Origin of the sequence: Gordonia soli NBRC 108243 (assembly GCF_000334455.1) — a bacterium.
GTDB lineage: Bacteria > Actinomycetota > Actinomycetes > Mycobacteriales > Mycobacteriaceae > Gordonia > Gordonia soli.
Genome location: NZ_BANX01000011.1, coordinates 163,506 through 184,598, shown reverse-complemented (window position 1 = coordinate 184,598; position 21,093 = coordinate 163,506). Strand labels below are relative to the sequence as shown.

General features: G+C 67.2%; 18 protein-coding genes. 6 read left to right on the top strand and 12 right to left on the bottom strand.

Features of this window, described 5'->3' with window-relative positions; translation table 11 throughout:
• Positions 1-44 precede the first annotated feature (44 nt).
• Positions 45-743 (bottom strand): TetR/AcrR family transcriptional regulator, encoded by a 699-nt coding sequence (locus tag GS4_RS08505; RefSeq protein WP_007619563.1) that lies wholly within the window; start codon positions 741-743, stop codon positions 45-47.
• A gap of 111 nt (positions 744-854) precedes the next feature.
• Between GS4_RS08505 and GS4_RS08500 the strand changes: the two genes are divergently transcribed.
• A complete protein-coding gene (locus GS4_RS08500; protein WP_007619561.1) occupies positions 855-2,309 on the top strand; it encodes an MFS transporter in 1,455 nt (484 codons plus the stop codon).
• A gap of 29 nt (positions 2,310-2,338) precedes the next feature.
• On the opposite strand, the gene GS4_RS08495 is transcribed toward GS4_RS08500, so the two are convergent.
• The gene (locus GS4_RS08495) at positions 2,339-3,172 is read right to left on the bottom strand and encodes an AlbA family DNA-binding domain-containing protein (protein ID WP_051989681.1); all 834 of its coding nucleotides are present in this window, start codon (positions 3,170-3,172) and stop codon (positions 2,339-2,341) included.
• Positions 3,173-3,392: 220 nt separating this feature from the next.
• Entirely contained in the window at positions 3,393-3,758 is a 366-nt protein-coding gene (locus tag GS4_RS08490) for a VOC family protein (protein ID WP_007619557.1), read from the bottom strand.
• 359 nt (positions 3,759-4,117) lie between these two features.
• Between GS4_RS08490 and GS4_RS08485 the strand changes: the two genes are divergently transcribed.
• The 3 genes from GS4_RS08485 (at position 4,118) to GS4_RS08475 (ending at position 7,042) form a co-directional block, all read left to right on the top strand.
• Entirely contained in the window at positions 4,118-4,804 is a 687-nt protein-coding gene (locus GS4_RS08485) for a hypothetical protein (protein ID WP_040509926.1), read from the top strand.
• Positions 4,805-4,919: 115 nt separating this feature from the next.
• Positions 4,920-6,050 (top strand): DNA polymerase IV, encoded by a 1,131-nt coding sequence (locus GS4_RS08480; protein ID WP_007619553.1) that lies wholly within the window; start codon positions 4,920-4,922, stop codon positions 6,048-6,050.
• Positions 6,047-7,042, top strand: coding sequence for an esterase/lipase family protein (locus GS4_RS08475; protein ID WP_007619551.1), 996 nt, complete (start codon positions 6,047-6,049; stop codon positions 7,040-7,042). The genes GS4_RS08480 and GS4_RS08475 overlap by 4 nt, the downstream gene beginning before the upstream one ends.
• A 522-nt stretch (positions 7,043-7,564) precedes the next feature.
• Here the strand turns inward: GS4_RS08475 and GS4_RS08470 are convergent.
• From GS4_RS08470 to GS4_RS08455, 4 genes are all read right to left on the bottom strand, one after another.
• Complete coding sequence (locus tag GS4_RS08470) at positions 7,565-9,202, bottom strand: acyl-CoA synthetase (RefSeq protein WP_007619548.1); 1,638 nt, start codon at positions 9,200-9,202, stop codon at positions 7,565-7,567.
• Between the two features lie 51 nt (positions 9,203-9,253).
• On the bottom strand, positions 9,254-10,090 hold the full coding sequence (locus tag GS4_RS08465; RefSeq protein ID WP_007619546.1) for an SDR family oxidoreductase: 837 nt from the start codon (positions 10,088-10,090) through the stop codon (positions 9,254-9,256).
• A gap of 127 nt (positions 10,091-10,217) precedes the next feature.
• Complete coding sequence (locus GS4_RS08460) at positions 10,218-11,018, bottom strand: maleylpyruvate isomerase N-terminal domain-containing protein (RefSeq protein ID WP_007619544.1); 801 nt, start codon at positions 11,016-11,018, stop codon at positions 10,218-10,220.
• Positions 11,019-11,076: 58 nt separating this feature from the next.
• Positions 11,077-12,534 carry an aldehyde dehydrogenase gene (locus GS4_RS08455; protein WP_007619542.1) on the bottom strand — a complete coding sequence of 486 codons (1,458 nt, stop codon included), beginning with the start codon at positions 12,532-12,534 and terminating at the stop codon, positions 11,077-11,079.
• A gap of 132 nt (positions 12,535-12,666) precedes the next feature.
• On the opposite strand from GS4_RS08455, the gene GS4_RS08450 reads away from it, so the two are divergent.
• Complete coding sequence (locus GS4_RS08450; protein ID WP_007619541.1) at positions 12,667-13,695, top strand: AraC family transcriptional regulator; 1,029 nt, start codon at positions 12,667-12,669, stop codon at positions 13,693-13,695.
• A gap of 18 nt (positions 13,696-13,713) precedes the next feature.
• Here the strand turns inward: GS4_RS08450 and GS4_RS08445 are convergent, their stop codons facing one another.
• The 5 genes from GS4_RS08445 to GS4_RS08420 form a co-directional block, all read right to left on the bottom strand.
• On the bottom strand, positions 13,714-14,178 hold the full coding sequence (locus tag GS4_RS08445; protein ID WP_051989680.1) for a SixA phosphatase family protein: 465 nt from the start codon (positions 14,176-14,178) through the stop codon (positions 13,714-13,716).
• Positions 14,179-14,204: 26 nt separating this feature from the next.
• Entirely contained in the window at positions 14,205-14,483 is a 279-nt protein-coding gene (locus tag GS4_RS08440; protein WP_040510016.1) for a hypothetical protein, read from the bottom strand.
• Between the two features lie 68 nt (positions 14,484-14,551).
• Positions 14,552-16,198 carry an AMP-binding protein gene (locus GS4_RS08435; protein WP_007619538.1) on the bottom strand — a complete coding sequence of 549 codons (1,647 nt, stop codon included), beginning with the start codon at positions 16,196-16,198 and terminating at the stop codon, positions 14,552-14,554.
• Between the two features lie 98 nt (positions 16,199-16,296).
• Positions 16,297-17,772: an aldehyde dehydrogenase family protein gene (locus GS4_RS08430; RefSeq protein WP_174344008.1), complete on the bottom strand. Its 1,476-nt coding sequence runs from the start codon at positions 17,770-17,772 to the stop codon at positions 16,297-16,299.
• 338 nt (positions 17,773-18,110) lie between these two features.
• Positions 18,111-19,760, bottom strand: coding sequence for a sigma-54-dependent Fis family transcriptional regulator (locus GS4_RS08420; RefSeq protein WP_007619535.1), 1,650 nt, complete (start codon positions 19,758-19,760; stop codon positions 18,111-18,113).
• A 217-nt stretch (positions 19,761-19,977) separates the two neighbouring features.
• Here GS4_RS08420 and GS4_RS08415 point away from each other — a divergent pair, with 217 nt between their 5' ends.
• Complete coding sequence (locus GS4_RS08415) at positions 19,978-21,090, top strand: NDMA-dependent alcohol dehydrogenase (RefSeq protein ID WP_007619533.1); 1,113 nt, start codon at positions 19,978-19,980, stop codon at positions 21,088-21,090.
• The last annotated feature ends 3 nt before the right edge of the window (positions 21,091-21,093 follow it).

The following is a 21,093-nucleotide window of genomic DNA, read 5'->3' as shown; positions in this document are numbered from 1 at the left end:
ACATGAGAACGGCCCCGCACTCGACGAGTGCGGGGCCGTTCTCGTCATCGTGACAGGCCTGCTTCGAGGCGTATCCCGTCGAGCAAGAGTTCGAGTCCGGCACGGAATTGGTCGATGTCCTCGTGACCGTCGAACTCGTCGACGATGTAGTGCATGAACGGGAAGTCGGTGGGGTCGAGCGCACGCCACTGATCCGCGATCGTGCGCAGGTAGTCCTCGGCGGGCACCGATCCGTCGAGAACCTCCGCCGGCGGGTCCTGGCCGAGGTCGGCGGCGACGCCGATGACATAGCCGAGTACGGCTGACACCGTGTGGAAGGTCCGCCGCGGCGAGAGGTTCAACCGCATGACCTCCTCGCCGAGACGTTCGTAGAACACCAGACCATTCGCCTGGATCGTCGTGTTGCGCAGGAAGTATGCGGCGAGCCACGGCCGTTCGGCGATCGCCGCGAAGAGGGTCACCGCGATGGTGCGGATGTTGTCGATCGGCCCCTCGGTGTCGTCGACCGATTGGATCTGGGTGAGGACTCCGGTCAGGACACGGTCGGTGGCCCGGTCGAGCAGCTCGTCCTTGTTGGACACGTACCAGTAGATGCTGCCGACGCCACCGCCGAGCCGGGCGGCCAGGGCGCGAAATGTCAGCGCCGCCTCCCCGGACTCGTCCAACAGTGCGACCGCCGCGTCCACGACGGCCTCGAGCGAGTGAGAGACGCGCCGCCGGTTGGCGGGCCGTTCCGGTGCCATGTCGTCTATCCCATCACATGCCGATCAGCGGTCTTGCGCTGGACCGAACGTCGTTCTATTCTCGAACCATGTTCGAGTCTCGAACAACGTTCGATGAAAGGAGGTGTGGCGATGACCTCGACGACCACATCTGATCCGACGCGCACCTACGCGTCCCTGCGTGCGGCGTGGATTCCGCTCGCCGCTCTGTGTCTGGCCTTCTTCGTGGAGATGGTCGACAACACGCTGCTCACCATCGCCCTGCCGACCATCGGTCGAGACCTCGGCAGCGGTACGACTGCGCTGCAGTGGGTGACCGGCGCCTACTCGCTCACCTTCGGCGGGCTGCTGCTCACGGCCGGCTCGGCTGCCGACCGACTCGGCCGACGCCGCGTCCTGCTGATCGGTCTCGCCGCCTTCGGCCTGATCAGCCTGCTGGCCGCGGTCGTCCACTCGGCGGGCGAGCTGATCGCGTTGCGTGCCGCCCTCGGTGTCGCGGCCGCAGCGATGGCGCCCATCACCAACTCGCTCGTCTTCCGACTCTTCGACGCCGAGGCGCTGCGTATGCGTGCCATGACGCTGATGATCGTCGTCGGGATGAGTGGCTTCATCCTCGGACCGCTGCTCGGCGGAACCGCCCTCGCGCACGTGGGCTGGGAGTGGCTGCTCGTGGTCAACGCACCCATCGCACTCATCGCGTGGATCGGTGTCCGGATGGGCGTCTCGGCCGATCGCCCCGAGGATCTGACCTCCGATCGGTTGGACCTGCCCGGTGCGGTCCTGAGCATCGCCACGATCGGACTCGCGTGCTACACGCTCACCAGCGGTGTCGAACACGGATGGACGTCGATGCCGACGGTGGGATGCGCACTCGGTGCGGTCCTCGCGTTGATCGGGTTCGTCTGGCACGAACGTCGCACGGCGCAGCCGATGCTCGACCTGAAGGTCTTCACCTCCGGCACCGTGCGCGGGGCGGCCATCGCCCAGATCGGCACGTCGATCGCGATGGCCGGCGTGATGTTCGGGTTGATCCTGCACTTCCAATACGCGTACGGCTGGAGTCCGGTCAAGGCGGGTCTGGCGAACCTGCCGATGATCATCACGATGATCCTGGCGACGCCGATCTCGGAGGGGCTGGCCAAGAAGTTCGGTCATCGCATCGCATGTCTGGTCGGTGCCGTTCTGCTCGCCGGTTCACTGGCGGGGCTGGCGTGGGGCGTCGACCACGGCTACCTGGCGATCGCTCTGTTCATGGTCACCCTGACCATCGGCCTGCGAACCGTCATGACCATCTGTGCGGTGGCGCTTGTCGCCGCGATGCCGGAGAACCGGACCTCGATCGGTGCGGCTCTCAACGACACCGCGCAGGAGGTCGGGACGAGCGTCGGCACCGCCGTCGTCGGAACCCTGATCGCCGCGTTGGTGACCGTGAGTCTGCCGACCGGCGTGTGGAGCAGCGACCTCGTCACGTCGTTCTTCCACGGCGAGCGGATCACCTACGCGGCACTCGCGGTGGTCGTCGGTCTGATCGCCGGGGTCGGCGCCCTGACGTTGACCAACTCGCGGCTCGCCGAAGAGCCACACTGAGCGGTCTTTCCTCGTCCGCGCGGCTGCCCTCAGCGTTCCACGGAGAACCGGACGGCCGCGCGGACCTGCGCGGCGACCGACCTGCCTGCGCCGAGCGGCCATCGGTGCATGATGTACTCCGCCGCTTCGTCGACGGTCAGCTGTCGGGTCGAATTGCCCGTGCGGAGCCAGAACTCGGGAGCGGCGTTCTTCCCGGCGCGCAGGTACACCGGCCGCGGTGATGCCAGGGTCGCCACCCGGCAGACCGGCCGGGGGCCAGCGTCGGAGTCGATGTCCTCCACGGTGATCTCGACCGCGGCCGCCGTGTTCTGACCGAGCGTCGTGGTCAGCAGGTCGCGGAGCCACAGTTCGAACCGATCGGCGTCGGGGACCTTCAGTGTCCCGAAGTCGGGCTCGAGGCCGAGTGGTGTGCCGTCGTCGTCGACGCCGATGAGCAGGGTCCCGCCGTCGGAGTTGAGGAACGCCGACACCGTCTTCACGATGACCTGCTCCATCCGGGCGTCCTTGTCCCCGGTGCGCAGATTGATCCGCGCCGTCGACTTGAACTCCACCCGGTCGGACTCGCCGGCGACCAGCAGATCGGCGATCGGGGTGTGATCGCGATGCTGGAAGTGCGCAGACACGGCCCCGTATGCGCCGACCGCGATCACCGAACTCCCCAGGGCCAGAAGGATCGTCAGCAGGCTCCACACCTTCAGGTCTTCGTCGATCACCCCGGCGATGAGCAGCCCGACCGCGGACCCGAGGATCGACAAGATCATCGAGGTCGTGGTGTTCAACCGGGCCCGGCGACGCAGCAGCCATCGCGCCACCGACCCGAACACCCAGGCGATCGCGAGCACGGCCACCAGCGCTATCGCCATGGCGATCAGAGGCTCGGCGACCTCGAACGACCGGGCCGGTGACTCGTGGTTGTTCACGCGTTCAGTATGTCGGGGTCGGTGGGGCCATCGTCCCCGACCTGCCCAGCCACAATCTGCCGTCCAGCGAGGCGCCGCGCGCAATATCCACGCGACGGCCCGCTGGGCGGCAGTTTTTGGTCAGGCCGGCGGCCGCCCGCTACTCAGAACCCGGCGCCCGACCCTACCGATACGGCAGATATTGCACGTTCCAATGGTTTCCGTCCGGATCGTCGAAGTAGACGAAGTGACCCCACCGCTGCTCATCGACTTCGCTGACGTCGATGCCCGCATCGACGAGCTGCTGTCGCGCGACGTTGATGTCGTCGACGCAGACCATCAGGGTGCCGGCGCTGGGCGGGGTGCCCTCGATGAGGCCCTTGCCGAATGCGATCGAGCAGTTCGATCCCGGCGGCGTCATCTGGACGAAACGGATGTCGTCGGTCGGGGATTGGTCGTGGTCGGCGTTGAAGCCGATCCGGCTGTAGAAATCCTTCGCGCGGTCGACGTCGGTGACGGGGAGAAATGCGACCTCGAGTGTCCAGTTCATGACGAGAGCCTTCCGTTGGGAGTGGTTCAACCATCGCATCGATAGCGGACAGATGAGGTCCTAATTGATGCGACCGAATTGACGGAATGTCTCAACGTTTGTTGTAAAGCACACCATGAATTCACGATGCTAACGAGTTCTGGACAGTAATCAGAATTTACCCTACGGTAGCTTACGCATCGGTAAGCTACTGCCTGGTAACCGCTTCTGACCTGGTCAAAGTCGACGAAGAAGTGGGACTGATGGGGGAAATCGTCTCGTCGGGTCCGAGCATCGTGGCTCGACGGGGCGTACTGAAAATGGGGGGCTCGATGATCATGACTTCGCAGACGTGCGTCAGCAATACGCGCAGTACAGATATGGACACCACCCCGGAATCCGTCCGGGATCTGAGCAGGCCACTCGCTCTTCGGCAGCTCATCGAGATCGAGGAGGGGGTCGTCATCCCGGGGTTCGCGGCCATCGCCGACGATCCGGGTCTGTTCGCGGTCACCGGCGAACAGTCGTCGGCGGTCGATGCCGCACTCGACCGACACCTCGACCGCGTGTTGGCGGTCAAGCAGCTCCTGGTCGACGCATTGCGGGGGCAGGCTGTGGAGCCCGACGTCCTGGAGGACGTCCCGCTGGCGTTGCCGGTCCGCGCGGTGGAGTCGGTCCTGGCGCATCCGCGCCGGGTGCGTGACGCCGGGATGCAGGCGGTCGTCCGCACGGCGTTCCTGGTCGCGGCGGTGCACTCGCTGGATCAGATTCCCGACCCGGGGGCCGAGGGGCTGCGTCTCTCGGAGCGGGAGTTGTTGCGGGACATCCTGTCCCAGGCGCTACCCGGTCTGGTCGGCGACAATCGTGCCGCGCTGGGGCTCTACATCGGCAAGGCATCCATCTTCCTGACCGAGGCCGACGAGGTGCGCTGGACTGCGGTCGACGAGACTCCGCGGGGGCCGCGTCCGGAGTCGCTGCTGAACTACGACGCGATCGCGCTCCGGCAGACCTGCAAGGCGATCGGGCTCGGTCCGGGCTCCTATCGCCTGGCTGCCATGGATCGCTGACCCGCGGCAACCGAGACTCTCGTGCTCTGGCGTTGGGGGAGAACGCCGCACGAGGTCGGGTCGGACCGGTCGGAGAACGACCGGTCCGACCCTGGGGCGCAGTACGCTGACAACCGTGACAGGTCGACCACCGCAACGCTTCCGGTGGCTCCTGCATGTCGACCTCGATCAGTTCCAGGTCTCGGTCGAACGGCTGCGCAGCCCCGAACTCGCCGAGGTCCCGGTCATCGTCGGCGGCAACGGCGACCCGACCGAGGCCCGCAAGGTGGTCACCTGCGCGTCCTACGAGGCGCGCGACGTCGGCGTCCGGGCCGGCATGCCGCTCCGGGCCGCATACCGCAAGATGCCCGACGCGATCTATCTGCCGCTCGACACACCCACCTACGACGTCGCTTCCGGCGAGGTGATGGCAGTGCTCCGCGGGTTCGGGCACCCGTTGGAGGTCTGGGGGTGGGACGAGGCATACCTCGGCGTCGGTCCCATCGGGACGGCCGATGCGCCGACGCCGCTCGACCCCGACATCGCACCCGACGATATCCGACAGGTCGCCGCCGACATCCGTACCGCCGTGCTCGACCGGACCGGTCTCCGGTCAGCTGTCGGGATCAGCGACAACAAGCAGCGCGCCAAGATGGCCACCGGATTCGCCAAGCGGGCCACCGGAACGCGGCCGGAGGATCGTGTCTTCCTGCTCGACGCCACCAATTGGATTGCGCTGATGGGTGATCGACCCGTCCGTGATCTCTGGAGCGTCGGCCCCCGAACGGCAGACAAACTCGGTGCCCACTCCATCGACACGGTCCGCGACCTCATCGACGCCCCGCGCGACGACCTCATCGACACCTTCGGTCCGCATCAGGGCAACTGGTTGTACGTGCTCTGCCGCGGGGGTGGCGACTCGACGGTCACCGAGGAGCCGTGGCTGGCCCGATCGCATTCCAAGTCACGCACCTACGCCACCGATCTCGTCGGACTCGACGAGTTGCGGCCCGCCGCTGCCGAACTCGCCCAGGAAGTGCTCGAGCAGGTGGTCACCGAGGAGCGCGAGGTCTTCCGGGTGGCCGTCACCGTCCGCACGACGACCTTCTACACCCGCACCAAGTCGCGGAAGCTACCGGCGCCGACCATCAGGCTCGACGACATCGCCCCGGTGGTCGCCGACCTGTTGGGACGATTCGACATCGACCGTCCGGTCCGATTGCTCGGCGTCCGACTCGATCTCGTCACCGAGGAGGACGCGGCATGATCATCGCGGCCGATGCGACGTCACCGACTGTCGGACGTCCGGCCCTTCCAGTGCTGGTACTCGTGCTGTTCACCGTGGTGGCAATGGTTCTGGGTGGATCCGGGTCCGCCGATGCCCGGCCCGCACCACTGCCGGTCACCTACAGTTTCCTGTCGGGTATCCAGGCCGAACTCACGCATCCCGGCGGGACGCTGCCGGGCACCGACGACTTCTCGTGTCGCCCGGCTGCGGAGCACCCGCGACCGGTGATCTTGGTGCACGGCAGTGGCGGTGGCCGACAGACGAATTGGGGAACGCTCGCGCCGGTGTTGAAGAACGCCGGCTACTGCGTGTTCGCGCCGACGGTCGGCGCACTGTCCGGCATCTGGCCGGCATCGGCGATCGGCGGTCTGGGCCCCAAGGAGGACACCGCCTGGGATCTCAAGCGCTACATCGACCGTGTCCGGCAGGCGACCGGCGCCGACCAGGTCGACATCGTCGGTCATTCACTGGGTACCGAGATCCCCACGTACTGGATGAAGTACCTCGGCGGTCGCGGTCAGGTCGGCGCATACGTCTCGCTCGCGCCCTACTGGAAGCAGGCCGCCGACGAGGACGACGCGCGTGGCGAGTCCATCGCGATGTTCCGCCGCAGCCTCGGCATCCCCGCCCCGCACCGTCCTGCGTGTCCGGAATGCACGGCGCCGCCGCAGGATCGGGACTTCAACCAGGCGGTACGGCAACCGACCCCGTACCTTCCCGCCGTGCGGTACACCAACATCTCGACCCGCGACGACCAGATCGTGACGCCCTACAGCAGTGGCCAGCTCGCCGGCCCACCCGGCACCGATGTCACCAACATCGTGGTGCAGACCGGATGTCCGACCGACCATTCCGATCACGTCTCGATCGTCGCGAACCGGCGAAGTGCCGCGCTGGTACTCGGCGCGCTCGACCCCGCGCACGCCCCGCCGGTGCCCTGCCTCTACGTGCCGCCGTACACGGGAGCCTGACCGCTCGCGGCGACCGCGCGGTGGTGTGACGCCCGGATCGACCGGACGGATGACACCTGAGCGGCTGGTGGTGTGGATTGTGCACAGCCGGGCTCGCTCAGGTGTCAGTTCTCCGAGGGTGGTGCCCGGCCCGCGGACTCGGCCGGACAAATGGCACCTGTGCGGTGGGTGGTGTGGATTGTGCACAGCCGGGCTCGCTCAGGTGTCAGTTCTCCGGTGGTGGTGCCCGGCCCGCGGACTCGGCCGGACAAATGACACCTGTGCGGTGGGTGGTGTGGATTGTGCACGGCGCGGCTCGCTCAGGTGTCAGTTCTCCGAGGGTGGTGCCCGGCCCGCGGACTCGGCCGGACAAATGGCACCTGTGCGGTGGGTGGTGTGGATTGCGCACAGCCGGGCTCGCTCACGTTTCATTTCTCCGGGACCGACCAGATCGCTACCTCACGGCCGGATACCCGACGGGCGCGATCTCCAACAATCGGCATCCGACGGTCCGCGACCCGGCCACATCGAAAGACCGGGCCGTCACCGGGCCCGCGAACGAGCTCCTTCCAGCACGTCCTCGGTGATGGTGCGCTTGACCAGCTTTCCCGCCGGCGTACGTGGCAGGCTGTCGCGGAACACGATCGCGCGCGGCAGCTTGAAACCGGCGATTCGACCGCGCAGGTGGTCGAGCAGTTCGGCCGCTAGAGCATCATCGATCCAGGTCGCGGTGCCGTCGCCCGATGTCTGATCTGATGCCGCGTCCACACCTCCCGAGCCGTCAGGGGACATGCCCAGTCGCGCGGGCACCGGCTGCACCACAGCCGTGACCCGCTCGCCGAGGTCGGGATCGGGGAGGCCGACGACGGCCGCGTCGAGCACATCGGGGTGTGCGAGCAGCGCGTCCTCGATCTCCTGCGGATAGATGTTCACGCCGCCGGAGATGATCAGGAACGAACTGCGGTCGGTCAGGAACAGATAGCCGTCCTCGTCGACGTAGCCGACGTCGCCGGTGGTGGTCCAAGTCAGATGCTCAGGATGTTGTGCGGCGCGGGTCTTCTCGGGCGCTTTGTGGTATTCGAAAGGAAGTCGATCCCGTTCGAAGTAGATGGTGCCGATCGTTCCCGCGCCCACCTCCGCGCCGGACTCGTCACAGATGCGAACCGTCCCGAGGGCCGCCCGACCGACGGTGCCCGGCCGTTGCAGCCACTCCCCGGTGTCGACGATGGTCAGACCGTTCAACTCCGTCGACGAGTAGTACTCCGACAGGATCGGACCCCACCAGTCGATCATCTGTCGCTTGATGTCCACCGGGCACGGAGCGGCGGCGTGAACGGCCACCCGCAGACTGGAGACGTCGTAGCGGGTGCGCACCTCGTCGGGCAGTCGCAGCATCCGGACGAACATGGTCGGCACCCATTGGCTGTAGGTGACGCGATGACGTTCGATGGCCGACAGGGCTCGTTCCGCGTCGAAGCGATCGAGCACGACGACGGTCCCGCCCAGCGCCTGCACGGCCGCGCAGGTCCGTAGTGGCGCAGCGTGATACAGCGGAGCCGGGGAGAGATAGACGGTGTCGGGTCCGACACCCCACACGGTCTGGTTCATCGTGGTCATGGTGTCGCCGGGATCGCCGACCTGGCGGTCGGGGAGTTCGGGCTTGATGCCCTTGGGGCGGCCGGTGGTCCCCGACGAGTAGAGCATGTCCGCGCCTCGCGGTTGATCTGCCGGTGCCTCGGTCGATTCCGCTGCGGCGGCGATGTCGAGGTCCTCGTGGTCGTCGATCGATCCCGAGCACGACCATCGCGTCTCGACGTGGGGCGTCAGAGCCACCATGTCGCCTGCCATCTCGGCCAGTGCCGCGTCGACGATCAGGGCTCGCGCCCCGCAGTCGTCGACGATGTAGGCCGCCTCACCCGGCGTGAGATGCCAGTTCACCATCGTCAGATACAGCCCCGAACGCATGGCTGCCCAATAGATGTCGAACACACGGGCGGTGTTGGTCGCCAGCACGGCGAGGTGGTCGCCCGGTCGCAGGCCGCGCGAGCGCAGTGCCCGCGCGACCTGGATCGAGCGTGACTCGAGCTGGGTGAAGGTGACCACCTCGTCCACGCCGTGCTCGTTCTCGACGATGACGGCGGGATCGTGGGGACGGGTGGCGAGGTGGGCGCCGGGGTACATCGTTGCTCCGCTCGGGTCGGGTGCGGTCGTCCGGTGAGGACGACCGGGGTGTCAGTACAGGTAGTCCTCGCCGCTCGCGCGGACGGTGACGTCGCTGAGGCTGATGCCCCATGGCTGGTCGATGACGTGGACAACTGCATTCGCCAGGTCGTCCGGCTTGATGAGCCAGTACTTGATGGAGTCGACGTCGGTCAGCTCATCGGGGAGCGTTCCGTTGACCAGGCCGTCCACATGCTCGCCGTAGGACGCGGCGCGCTGGCCGACGAGCCCGAAGATGGCGGAGTCGTTGACGATCCAGCTGGCCAGGTTGGTGCCGGTGATCCCGGTGGGCTTGACCGTGGTGACCTTGATCTTGCCCTTGGCCTCGATGCGCAGGGAGTCGGAGATGGTGGTGACCGCGGCCTTGGTCGCGCTGTAGACGCCGGACCCCTCGATGCCGGCGTTGCCGTAGATCGACGAGATGTTGACGACCTGACCGCGTCCCTGCTCGATCATCTGGTCGTAGACGGCGGAGATCCCGTTGACGACCCCCTTGATGTTGATGTCGATCGCGGCATGCCACTTCTGCCAGGCACGCTCGTGATCGGCGAAATAGGCCAGCGGCATGACGCCCGCGTTGTTCACGAGTACGTCGATCGCGCCGAACTTCTCGACGGCCGCGGCGGTCGCGGCCTTGACCTGTGCGATGTCGGTGACATCGGCGACCTGCGCGAGGGCCGAGCCGCCGGTGGCGGTGATGGCGTCGATGACACCGTTCAGGTTGTCGGCGTTGACATCCACGCCGACGACATGCGCACCGGCGGCGGCGACCTTCTCGGAGATCAGTTTGCCGAAACCGCTGCCGGCTCCGGTGACGACGATGACCTTGTCCTTCAGGTACTCGGACATGGTGACTCCTCTGTGGTGGTGGGGGATGGGAGTGGAGGGTGGTGACTCATGGGATTCAGACGGTGGCCAGAGGTCAGACGGTGCTGACGGTGACCAGAGGTCAGACGGTGCTGACGGTGACCAGAGGTCACACGATGTTCACCGCGTCGAGAACCGAGCTCACCAGGGTGCGGTCGCCTGCGGTGGTGACCGCGGACCGCCATGCGCTGCGGGTGGTGCCCCAGCGCAGGAATTCGGTCGCCGCCGACGTCGCGACCTCGGCGGGGAGGTCGTCCGTCTCGGTGACCGTCACCGAGTTGCCTTCCCCACGTGTCAGGACGAAGGTTCGCTCGGTCGCGCCGACCAAGCGCAGACCGATCGGCGACGAGAGGATGGGATACAGTGCCGCACCGTTCATCTGGGGCAGGCCCGCGATCATCCAGTCGATCGCCGGATCGATGGCCGCAGCGACGGAGACCGAGAGGTCGGCCGGTGACAACGGTCCGTGCGGTGCCAGCAGGTCGCTGGTGAGGTGGACCAGATGGTCGAAGGCGACGGCGTCGCTCAGCTGACTCATCCGGTATGTGCCGAGGTCGAGCATCTCCAGCGGCACATCGCGGAGGTCCTCGCCCTGGAGTGCTTCCAGGGTGGCGAGCCCGGCGGCCGACTGCGCGCGGTAGTAGTCGATGGCCTGTTGCGACGTCCAGTCGGCGCGTTCGCGGACCGCGGCGTCGTTGAGGCGCTCCGACATCCCGCTCGGATTGTCCGGGAAGACCAGATCCGGGTCGGCGATGAAGTTGAAGAAGAACCCCATGTGGGTGATCACGTCGTGGACTCGCCAGCCGTGAGCGGCGCTGTCGGCCGTCCAGTCTTCGGGTCGCAGTTGGTCGAGTAGGGAAAAGGTGTCTGCCACCAGTCCTTTCGCGGCGGCTGCGCCGGCATCGGACATGACCGATCGCCTCCTGTGCGGTGTCGTGTGTCGGTGGGTGGATGAGGTCCGGTCCGGTTCAGGCGGACGCGGGCAAGAAGATCGACTTGGTGTGCTGGTATGCGGCAAGACCTTCCGGCCCGAGTTCGCGACCGATACCGCTGGCCTTGACCCCGCCGAACGGTGAACCCCAGTCGAGGTTGAAGTAGTTGACGCCGAACGAGCCGGTCTCGACCCGACGAGCGACTTCTACACCACGCTCCTCGTCGGCGGTCCAGACCGTGCCGCCGAGGCCGTATGCGGAATCGTTGGCCAACGCGATCGCGTCGTCGATGTCGTCGTATCGCAGCACGGTCAGCACCGGACCGAACACCTCTTCACGTGCGATCGTCGCCGAGTTGTCGACTCCCGCAAAGACGGTGGGCTCGACGAAGAAGCCACGATCGTGGTCCGCGGGGCGACCGCCACCGGTGGTCACGGTGCCGCCCTCGGAGCGTCCGCGATCGATCAGCGACAACACCCGGTCGCGATGGCGTCGGCTGGCGAGGGGACCGACGGCGACGGTCTCGTCCATCGGATCCCCGATCGGCAACGACGCCGACATCGCGCTGATCGCATCCACCCAGGTGTCGTATCGGGTCGCGGGCACCAGGATTCGGGTCGACATGTAGCAGGTCTGCCCGGTGTTGAGCAGTGATGCGGTCGCCAGCCCGGTGACCGTCTGCTCGACATCGGCGTCGTCGAGGACGAGGGCAGCCGACTTGCCACCCAGTTCGAGGGTGACCGGCCGGATGAGCTCGCCGCAGACCCGGCCGATCTCACGGCCGGCCGCGGTCGATCCGGTGAAGGCGACCTTGTCCACATGCGGGTGCGCCACCAGGTACTGCCCGATGTCGGTGCCGCCGTTGACGATGTTGAGGACGCCTGCCGGGAGATCGGCGGCGATGGCGGCCTCGGCCAGTACGTACGCGTCGAGGCTGGTCTCCGGAGAGGGCTTGAGCACGACGGTGCACCCCGCTGCCAGGGCGGGCGCGATCTTGAACATGGACAGGACCGCCGGGAAGTTCCACGGCGCGATCGCCGCGACCACACCGACCGGCTCGCGGCGCACCACGGTGGTCCCGGGCAGTGGTCGGCTCTCGCGACGCTCCTCGATCGGAGTCGCCTCGATGAGGTCGGCGTAGTAGCGAAGGAGCTGAACCGGCGCCGCGCCTTCGGCGAACCGCGCGAGTGTGATGGGCATGCCGTTCTCGGCGGTCACCGTCGATGCGCGGTCCTCGGCACGTGCCTCGAGCTCGTCGGCGAATCGTCGTAGATGCGCGGCTCGAGCGCCGTGGTCGAGGTCGCGCCATCCCGGTCGGCGCAGGGCAGAACGGGCCGCCCCCACCGCGGCGTCGACATCGTCGGTCGTCGCGGACGGCACCGATCCGATCTGTTCCTCGGTCAACGGTGAGATCACCGGGAACGTCGACACCTGCGCGGGTTCGCGCCAGGCGCCGTCGATGAAGAAGGACGTACGCACGGGATCGGTGGCCATCGGAGAACTCCTCGTCGAGTGTGGCAGCAGCCCCGCAAGGAGCTCTGTGTGTCCATCATCACTCCGACAAATGCGCGAATTCTTGACATCTCACGACTGATATTTGACAGTTCACGCCGTATGGTCGGAGTCATGGCCGACTTGATCAGCGCATCGTCGTTGAGTCACGTCACCGAGCTCATCGAGGAGTGCGACGGCGACGCGCGTGCCATGCTGACCCGGGTGGGCATCGACATCGGTGTGATCGGGGCGTACGAGCGCTTCATCCCGTTCACGGCCGTGTCCACGCTGCTGGGGACCTGCGCGTCGGAACTCGACGTGCCCGACTTCGCGCTACGTCTGGCCGCGCGCCAGGATCCGGACATCCTCGGCCCCATCGCGATCGCGGCACGCAACGCCGAGACGGTGGGTGATGCCCTGCACGAGGTCACCGCGTTCGCGCACGTCTACAGTCCGTCCATCCGTTCGAAGCTGCATCTCGGCGACCGGGAGAGTTCGTACCAGTTCTCGACCGTCCTGCAGCGCCTCCCGTATCGACCGCACATCGTCGAGCTCGCGATGGGCGTCACACTCGGGACGTTCAAGATGCTCGGCGGCAACGACTTCCGGCCGACGCGTGTCACCTTCGAACACTCGGCGATCGCGGACCCGCGGGTCTACACCGACTACTTCGACTGTCCGGTCGACTTCGAGGCCGCCGCCAACCTGGTCGTCTTCCCGAGCGGCGTGATGCGCCGCCGACTACCGCAGGTGGACGCCCTGGCGCGCGACATAGCGGTCCGGTTCATGACAGGGCACGACCGCGACAGCGCGTTCGCCGACACCGTGTCCGAACTGATCGTGCGTGCGCTGCCCGCCGGTGCCGCGTCGCTCGAGGCGATCGCACGGCTGCTGATGATGCATCCGCGTGCGGTCCAGCGGGCACTCGCCGAGACAGATACGACCTTCGAACGCCTGGTGGACGATGCTCGGCGTGAACTCGCGACGTCACTGCTGGCCAACCGTGGGGTGCCGCTCTCGGCGGTCGCCCGGCAGATCGGCTACTCCGAGCAGAGCACCCTCACGCGGAGTTGTCGTCGATGGTTCGGCATGGCGCCGCTGCAGAAGCGCCGCGAACTCACCGGTGGTGGCCGGCGGACGGCGGTGCAGGTGTTGGGGTGACCGGACCGCGTGACGGGTTCAGTCGCGGGGGATGCGTACCGCGCGCAGGCGCGCCGTCGGCTCCGGTTCGAGGCCGATCTCCGCCCACGGGACACCTGTGTCGACGACAGCGTAGGTCGAGGTGGGGAAGCGTTCGATGTCGCCGTCGGGAGCCAGGGTGAGAGCGGTGTCGGGCATCCCGGGCTCGTGACCGACCACCAGGACGGTCGACGCCTCCGCGGGCGCCCAGATGCGGAGTGCCTCCAGGATCTCGAAGGCGGTACCACCGTAGATCTCGTCGACGTATCGGGTGGATGCGTCGATCCCGGTGGCCGTCAACGTCTCCCGAGTGCGGGTGGCGGGCGAGCACAGCACCGCGTCGACGCGGAGGCCGTCGTCTGCCATCCATTGCCCGGCCAGCGCGGCCTGCCGCTGCCCGCGCGGGGCCAGGGGACGGGCATGATCGCCGATGCCGGGCGGATACCCCGACTTCCCGTGTCGCATCAGGACGAGGGTGCGTGGGAAATCGCTCACGCGGCTCCTCGCCGCCGACCGCCGTGCCCGTAGGCGTGCCGCATCTCGCGCAGCAGTGCGGCAGTGGCCCGCCAGGCCGCGGCCTCCTGTGTGCAGAACGCCGCGGCGGCGTCGTCGCCGGACGAGGTGGCGAGGTCGGCGCAGTCGTCGAACTCGAGGCTCTCGTCGATCGCGAGCGAGATCAGCTCCGGTAGACAGTCGGGGCTGGTGCACGCACGTTCGATCGCCGAGGCGTCGAGCGTGACGAGGAGTTCGAGATCGGACCGGTACCGCATGTCCCCACGGTAGGACGAAGCACCGACGGCGTGGCCGACCGACACGGGACGGCGGTCGGCCGGGCGGTTCATCCCTGGTCGGACAAGCCCAACATCGTCGCGGCCTGTGCGCGCATTTCCACTTTGCGGACCTTGCCGGTGATGGTGATGGGGAAGGCGTCGACGACGTGGACGTAGCGGGGGATTTTGTGACGTGCGAGCCGGCCGTCGCAGAACGCGCGTACGGTGTGGACGTCGAGTGCGGTGGTGCCGGCGCGCATTTGTATCCATGCCATCAGCTCTTCGCCGTACTTTTCGTCGGGCACTCCGATCACCTGGACGTCTTGGACGTCGGGGTGGGTGATCAGGAATTCCTCGATCTCACGTGGGTAGAGGTTCTCGCCGCCGCGGATGACCATGTCCTTGATTCGGCCGGTGATGGACAGGTAGCCGTCGTCGTCCATCACCGCGATGTCGCCGGTGTGCATCCATCGGTCGGCGTCGATGGCCTCGGCGGTCTTGTCGGGCTGCTCCCAGTAGCCGAGCATCACCGAGTAGCCGCGGGTGCAGAGCTCTCCGGCCTCACCGCGCGGCAGGATTTCGCGGGTGACGGGATCGACGATGCTGATCTCGATGTGGGGGCCGGCCGCCCCGACGGTGGCGGTGCGCCGGTGGATGCTGTCGTCGGTGCGGGTCTGCGCCGACACCGGGGATGTCTCGGTCATGCCGTAGCAGATGGAGATCTCCTCGATGCCCATCGTGTCGATGACCTGCTTCATGGTCTCGATCGGGCACGGTGATCCGGCCATGATGCCGGTGCGTAGCGACGAGGTGTCGAGGTCGGTGAGAACGGGATCGTTGAGCATCGCGATGAACATGGTCGGCACGCCGTACAGGGAGGTGCAGTGCTCGTCGGCGACGGCGCGCAATGTGGCGGCGGGGTCGAATGCCGGTGCGGGGATGACGATCCGGGCGGCGTGGGTGAGCGCTGCCAGGTTGCCCATCACCATGCCGAAGCAGTGGTAGAAGGGCACCGGGACGCAGATGCGGTCGTCGGGGGTGTAGTGGACCAGCTCGCCGACGAAGTAGCCGTTGTTGAGGATGTTGCGGTGGGAGAGGGTGGCGCCCTTGGGGAATCCGGTGGTGCCGGAGGTGTACTGGATGTTGATCGCGTCGTCGGGGGCCAGGGTTTGTCCGATCTCCTCGATTGATGCCGTGGTGTCGGATCCGTGTGAGACCTGATCCCATTGGTCGTCGCCGATGACCAGGACGTCGAGGAGGTCGGGGCAGTCGGCGCGGACCTGGTGGGCCATCGCTGGGTAGTCGGAGCTCTTGAACTGGGGTGCGCAGATCAGCGTCCGGATGCCGGCTTGCCGTAGTACGTAGGAGAGTTCTTCGGTGCGGTAGGCGGGGTTGATCGTCACCAGGATCGCACCGATGCGCGCCGTGGCGTATTGCACGAGAACCCATTCGGCGCAGTTGGGTGCCCAGATACCGACCCGGTCGCCGGTGGTGATGCCCAGGTCGAGCAGTCCGCTCGCGAGGGCGTCGACGTCGGTGAGCAGTTCGCGATAGGTCCATCGTCGGTCGGTCGGGACGTCGACCAGTGCGAACGACCGCGGATGGGTGCGGGCGGTCTCGGCGAGTGCCCCACCGATCGTGGTGGTCAGCAGCGGGATATCGGTGGGTCCGGCACTCGTCGACGGCGCGTGGGGAGATGCCGTGTCGGTGGTCATCGCTCTTGGGTCCTCTCGTATCCGATGAGTGTGCGTGCCGCGGGGGCGACGCGGGTGCGCCGGACCCGGTGTCTTCCGGGTCCGGCGCGACCGTTTCGCTACAGCGCCACGTTCACCGCCTTGGTCTGCGTGTACAGGTCGATCGCGGCCTCGCCCAGTTCCCGGCCCCAGCCGGACTGCTTGTAGCCGCCGAAGGGCATCGCGCAGTCGAAGGCGTTGTGGCAGTTGATCCACACCGTCCCGGCATTGATCTCTCGCGCGGTGCGATGTGCCTTGGAGATGTCACGGGTCCAGATGCTCGCGGCAAGGCCGTACGGGGTGTCGTTGGCCGCCGGTCGCACGCCTTCCTCGGCGTCGAACGGGGTGGCCACGACGACCGGGCCGAAGATCTCCTCGCGGTAGACGCTGAAGTCGTCCTTGACGTCGACGAGTACGGTGGGTTCGACGTAGAACCCGTTGTCGCCGTGGCGCTTACCTCCCGACAGTGCGCGGGCGCCGTCGGCGAGCCCTTGGTCGAGATAGCCGGTCACGCGGGCCAACTGCTCGGCCGAGACCAGTGGACCGATGTCGGTGGTCGGGTCGAGTCCCGGCCCGATCTTGGCTCCGCGGGCCACTTCGGCGACACCGGCGGTGAACTCGTCGAAGATCGAGTTCTCCACCAGCAGTCGGGTTCCGGCGGTGCAGGTCTGGCCGTGGTTGAACAAGAACCCGCTCGCGGTGCCGGGGATCGCGGTGTCGAGGTCGGCGTCGGCGTAGACCACCTGCGGACTCTTGCCGCCCAACTCCAGCGACACCTTCTTGAGATTGCCCTTTGCGGCGTCGACGATGAGCTTGCCGACCTCGGTCGAGCCGGTGAAGGCGATCTTGTCGACGTCGTCGTGTGCGGCCAGTGCCGCTCCGGCCTCGCCGTATCCGGTGACGACGTTGAACACTCCGTCGGGAAGTCCTGCCTCGCTGAGCACCTCGCCCAGGAGCAGGGCGGTGAGTGGCGTCTGCTCCGCCGGTTTCAGGACGACGGTGTTACCGCAGGCGAGTGCGGCCGGGATCTTGAAGCACGCCATGACCAGCGGGAAGTTCCACGGGACGATTGCGCCACAGACGCCGACCGGCTCGCGCAGGGTGTATGCATGCCAGCTGCCCCCTGGCACCCACGGCACCGAGATGTCGATGGTGCGTCCCTCGATCTTGGTGGCCCAGCCGGCGTAGTACGCGAAGAGTTCGGCACTCCACAGCACGTCGACGCCCTCGGCGACCGCCACCGACTTGCCGTTGTCCAACGATTCGAGTTGCGCGAATTCGGTTGCCCGGTCGCGGATGACCTCGCTGACACGGTAGAGCAGACGCTGGCGCTGGGCGGGCGTCCAGCGGCTCCACTCACCCTCGAAGGCCTCGCGCGCCGCGCGGACTGCGCGATCGACGTCCTCGGCGCCTCCTTTGGCGATGGAGGTGAGCACCCGTCCGGTGGCCGGGTCGACGGTGTCGAATCGCTCGCCGGACGCGGAGTCCACCCACCGTCCGCCGATGAGGTGTTGCTTGGGTGTGCGCAGGAACTCCCGTACCGGTTCGACGACCACCGGGTCGAGGGAGTCGGCAGATGAGTTGGGCGCGAGATCGGTTGTCACGGTTGGCCTCCTTGGGGTGCGACCGCGCGTGCTACGCGATCTGCTCCCACACCCTGCCGGGTGCTCGGGGGCCGGGATGTTCAGAGTTTGGACATTGTCGCGGACCCGGCGACGGTCGGGGTTGTCGCGGACCCGGCGACGGTCGGGGTTGTCGCGGACCCGGCGACGGTCGGGGTTGTCGCGGACCCGGCGACGGTCGATCCTGTCGCGGACCCGGCGACGGTCGAGGTTGTCGCTGTTCCGTCGGCGGTGATGAATCCTGCGATCAGCGTGAAGCATCGATCAGCGATTCAGTAGGTGGTGATCTTGAAGGTGCGCATCCGGGTGTAGAGCGTCGTCCTCGAGACGCCGAGTTCTTGTGCGGCCCTGACCTTGTTGCCGTCGGCACGACGCAGGGCCGCGACGATGACGTCACGTTCGGCGCGGTCGAGTGCGGGGAGTTCGCGACTCGGTGCGACCTCGCGGTAGGGCACGGGTAGGTCGTCGACACCGAGGCCGCCGGCCGAATGACGAGCCGCCGCATGCTCGATCACCGCCCGCAACTCCCGGAGGTTGCCCGGCCACGGGTGCGCTGCCAACGCCGACACCGCGGCCGGGGTGAGATGCAGCAGCCCGCGCTCGTCGACCGACTTGAGCATCGCGGCCGCCAGGCGGGGGATCTCGGCACGTCGATCGGAGAGCGGGACCAGTGTGTCGCGCGCGGTGGACATGCCGGCGAGTGCCGCGGCGCGTCCGGACAGGTCGTCGGCGGGACCGGAGGTCAGGATCACCTCGACGCCGGTGCGTTCGGCCAGCGAGTCGATGATCAGATCCAGCAGGTCGTCGGGGAGCAGGTCGATGCCGTCGACGCAGACCACCTGCGTTCGACGCTCGATCGCGGTGATGAAGTCGCGTGCCCAGCTCGAACTGCCTTCCAGCAGGGCGGCCGCGGGACGGAGGAATCGGATCGGTCGGTCACCCGCCAGTTCCCGGGCCCGGGTGGTCCGGCCGGTGCCCGGCTGCCCCGACACGAGCGTGATCGAGGTGACCGCATCGGAGGATCGGGCCGTCGGATGACCGGCAGTCGAACCGGAGATCTCGCCGGGCTCGATGCGGATCAGCGCGCCCGAGCGTCCGTCGGGGAGTCGGCTGATCTCGACGGTGACCGGCCGACCCGACTCCAGCGTGAGTCCGTGGGTGACCCGGTCGCGGCGCAGCGGTTCTTCCACCAGCACCCGCAGGAGCGCGATGTCGTTGGCGCTGAGCAGGTCCGACGCCGCCTGGTTCGACAGGTGCAGGTCGTCGCCGATGGCCACCACCGGACGTCGGTGGCGCGCCGCGGTCTGGAAGGCGGCCAGCAGTTCCTTCTCCGAGACCCGACTGCTGTCGAGAAGCCTGGCCTCGATGTCTTCCACCGCGCGTGACACCAGCGGTCGGAGCAGCGGATTGGTGCGCTCGGCCATCGCCGACACGTCGAGGACGCCGTCGATGCGTTTGGTGAGCGGGTTGCGGATCGGGTGTCCGTAGCAGCTGAAGGATCGCAGCTCGGAGACATAGTGCTCGCCGCCGTTGATGGTGACACCGCGTCGCAGCTCCATGACGGTGCCCAGCGCGTTGGTGCCGATCGTCTCTTCGAGGAGACTCGCGCCGCGGGTGAGATTCAGCGCGTCGAAACTCTCCTCGACCCGCTTGTCGTCGAACCAGCGCCGGATCACGCGACAGTCGCGGTCGACCAGGACGGTCGAGAACATGCTCCCTTCGAGGCTGTTCTCCATCGCCTCGAGGACCGGGGCAGCGATCCGCAGCAGTGTGCTCTGTGGATCGATGGGCGCGGTGGCGATGTTGGTCAGCGATCCGACGCGCTCGAGACCCGCGAGACTGGATCGGTGCCAGGACGCCGCGATGTCGGGGCGGAGCAGGTGCCCACCGATGTCGGTGCTGCGTCGGGCGCGGTCGTCCACGGGCGTCCACCTCGCGTCGTCGGTGCGATCTGCGCCGTCGGTCGTGGCACGCGCAGATCGGGGACGGCTGTGTCCCCAGTCACAGTCTACGGGTGCGAGTGGTCGGGCCGACTGTTCAGAAATTGAACAGCCGACACATGCGTCGCGATGCAACTGTGATCGCACCGCGCGGCCGTCGGCGGCGTGACCATCGCACGAAATGAACGAGGAGTTGTCGATGAAGACCACCGCTGCAGTCGTCTACGAGCCGGGCAAGCCGATCGAGATCGAGGAGCTCGAACTCGACAAGCCGCAGGAGGGCGAGGTCCTCATCCGCTACACCCATGCGGGGCTCTGCCACTCCGACGTGCACATCGCGCACGGTGACCTCGAGGCTCGTCTGCCGATGGTCCTCGGTCACGAGGGTGCGGGCGTCATCGAGGAGGTCGGACCCGGTGTGACTCGCGTGAAGCCGGGTGACAGCGTGGTCTGCTCGTTCATCCCGAACTGCGGAACGTGTCGATACTGCGCCAACGGTCAGCAGTCCATCTGCGACATGGGCGCCACCATCCTGGAGGGCTATCTGCCTGGTGAGCGGTTCCCGATCACCGGCCCGCGGGGCAAGTACGGCGCCATGTGCATGCTCGGCACCTTCAGCCAGTACGGCGTCATCCACCAGAACTCGTGCGTGAAGATCGACGACGACCTGCCGCGCGACAAGGCCGTCCTGGTCGGGTGCGGTGTGCCCACCGGCTGGGGTGCCGCGGTGAACACCGCCAACGTCACCGCGGGTGACACCGTCGCCGTCTTCGGCATCGGTGGCATCGGCATCAACGCCGTACAGGGCGCGCGTCTGGCCGGCGCGAAGAACATCGTCGCCATCGACCCGCTGGAGAACAAACGTGAGAAGGCACTCGAACTCGGTGCGACGCACGCCTTCGCCACCGCCGAGGAGGCTCAGAACACCATCGTCGACCTGACCCGGGGACAGATGGCCGACTCGGCGATCCTGACACCCGGGCTGATGACCTCGGAGATCGTCTCGAGCGGTTTCGACGCGATCGGCAAGGGCGGCACGGTCGTGGTGACCGGCCTCAACAAGCTGGAGGAGCAGACCATCCAGCTGTCGGGGTCGATCCTCACGCTGTTCCGTAAGAACGTGAAGGGCAGCCTGTTCGGCGACTGCAACCCGACCACGGACATCCCCAAGATCCTCGGGCTCTACCAGTCGGGCGATCTCAAGCTGGACGAGATCATCACCCGCACCTACACGCTGGACCAGGTCAACGAGGGCTACGACGATCTGCTGAACGGGAAGAACGTCCGGGGTGTCGTCGTCCATCAGCACTGAGCG

Bases quoted from the DNA above. Each gene is read 5' to 3' on its own strand.
- GS4_RS08505 (WP_007619563.1), bottom strand. From the start codon at position 743: ATGGCACCGGAACGGCCCGCCAACCGGCGGCGCGTCTCTCACTCGCTC.
- GS4_RS08500 (WP_007619561.1), top strand. From the start codon at position 855: ATGACCTCGACGACCACATCTGATCCGACGCGCACCTACGCGTCCCTG.
- GS4_RS08495 (WP_051989681.1), bottom strand. From the start codon at position 3,172: ATGGCGATAGCGCTGGTGGCCGTGCTCGCGATCGCCTGGGTGTTCGGG.
- GS4_RS08490 (WP_007619557.1), bottom strand. From the start codon at position 3,758: ATGAACTGGACACTCGAGGTCGCATTTCTCCCCGTCACCGACGTCGAC.
- GS4_RS08485 (WP_040509926.1), top strand. From the start codon at position 4,118: ATGGACACCACCCCGGAATCCGTCCGGGATCTGAGCAGGCCACTCGCT.
- GS4_RS08475 (WP_007619551.1), top strand. From the start codon at position 6,047: ATGATCATCGCGGCCGATGCGACGTCACCGACTGTCGGACGTCCGGCC.
- GS4_RS08470 (WP_007619548.1), bottom strand. From the start codon at position 9,202: ATGTACCCCGGCGCCCACCTCGCCACCCGTCCCCACGATCCCGCCGTC.
- GS4_RS08465 (WP_007619546.1), bottom strand. From the start codon at position 10,090: ATGTCCGAGTACCTGAAGGACAAGGTCATCGTCGTCACCGGAGCCGGC.
- GS4_RS08460 (WP_007619544.1), bottom strand. From the start codon at position 11,018: ATGTCCGATGCCGGCGCAGCCGCCGCGAAAGGACTGGTGGCAGACACC.
- GS4_RS08455 (WP_007619542.1), bottom strand. From the start codon at position 12,534: ATGGCCACCGATCCCGTGCGTACGTCCTTCTTCATCGACGGCGCCTGG.
- GS4_RS08450 (WP_007619541.1), top strand. From the start codon at position 12,667: ATGGCCGACTTGATCAGCGCATCGTCGTTGAGTCACGTCACCGAGCTC.
- GS4_RS08445 (WP_051989680.1), bottom strand. From the start codon at position 14,178: ATGCGACACGGGAAGTCGGGGTATCCGCCCGGCATCGGCGATCATGCC.
- GS4_RS08440 (WP_040510016.1), bottom strand. From the start codon at position 14,483: ATGCGGTACCGGTCCGATCTCGAACTCCTCGTCACGCTCGACGCCTCG.
- GS4_RS08435 (WP_007619538.1), bottom strand. From the start codon at position 16,198: ATGACCACCGACACGGCATCTCCCCACGCGCCGTCGACGAGTGCCGGA.
- GS4_RS08415 (WP_007619533.1), top strand. From the start codon at position 19,978: ATGAAGACCACCGCTGCAGTCGTCTACGAGCCGGGCAAGCCGATCGAG.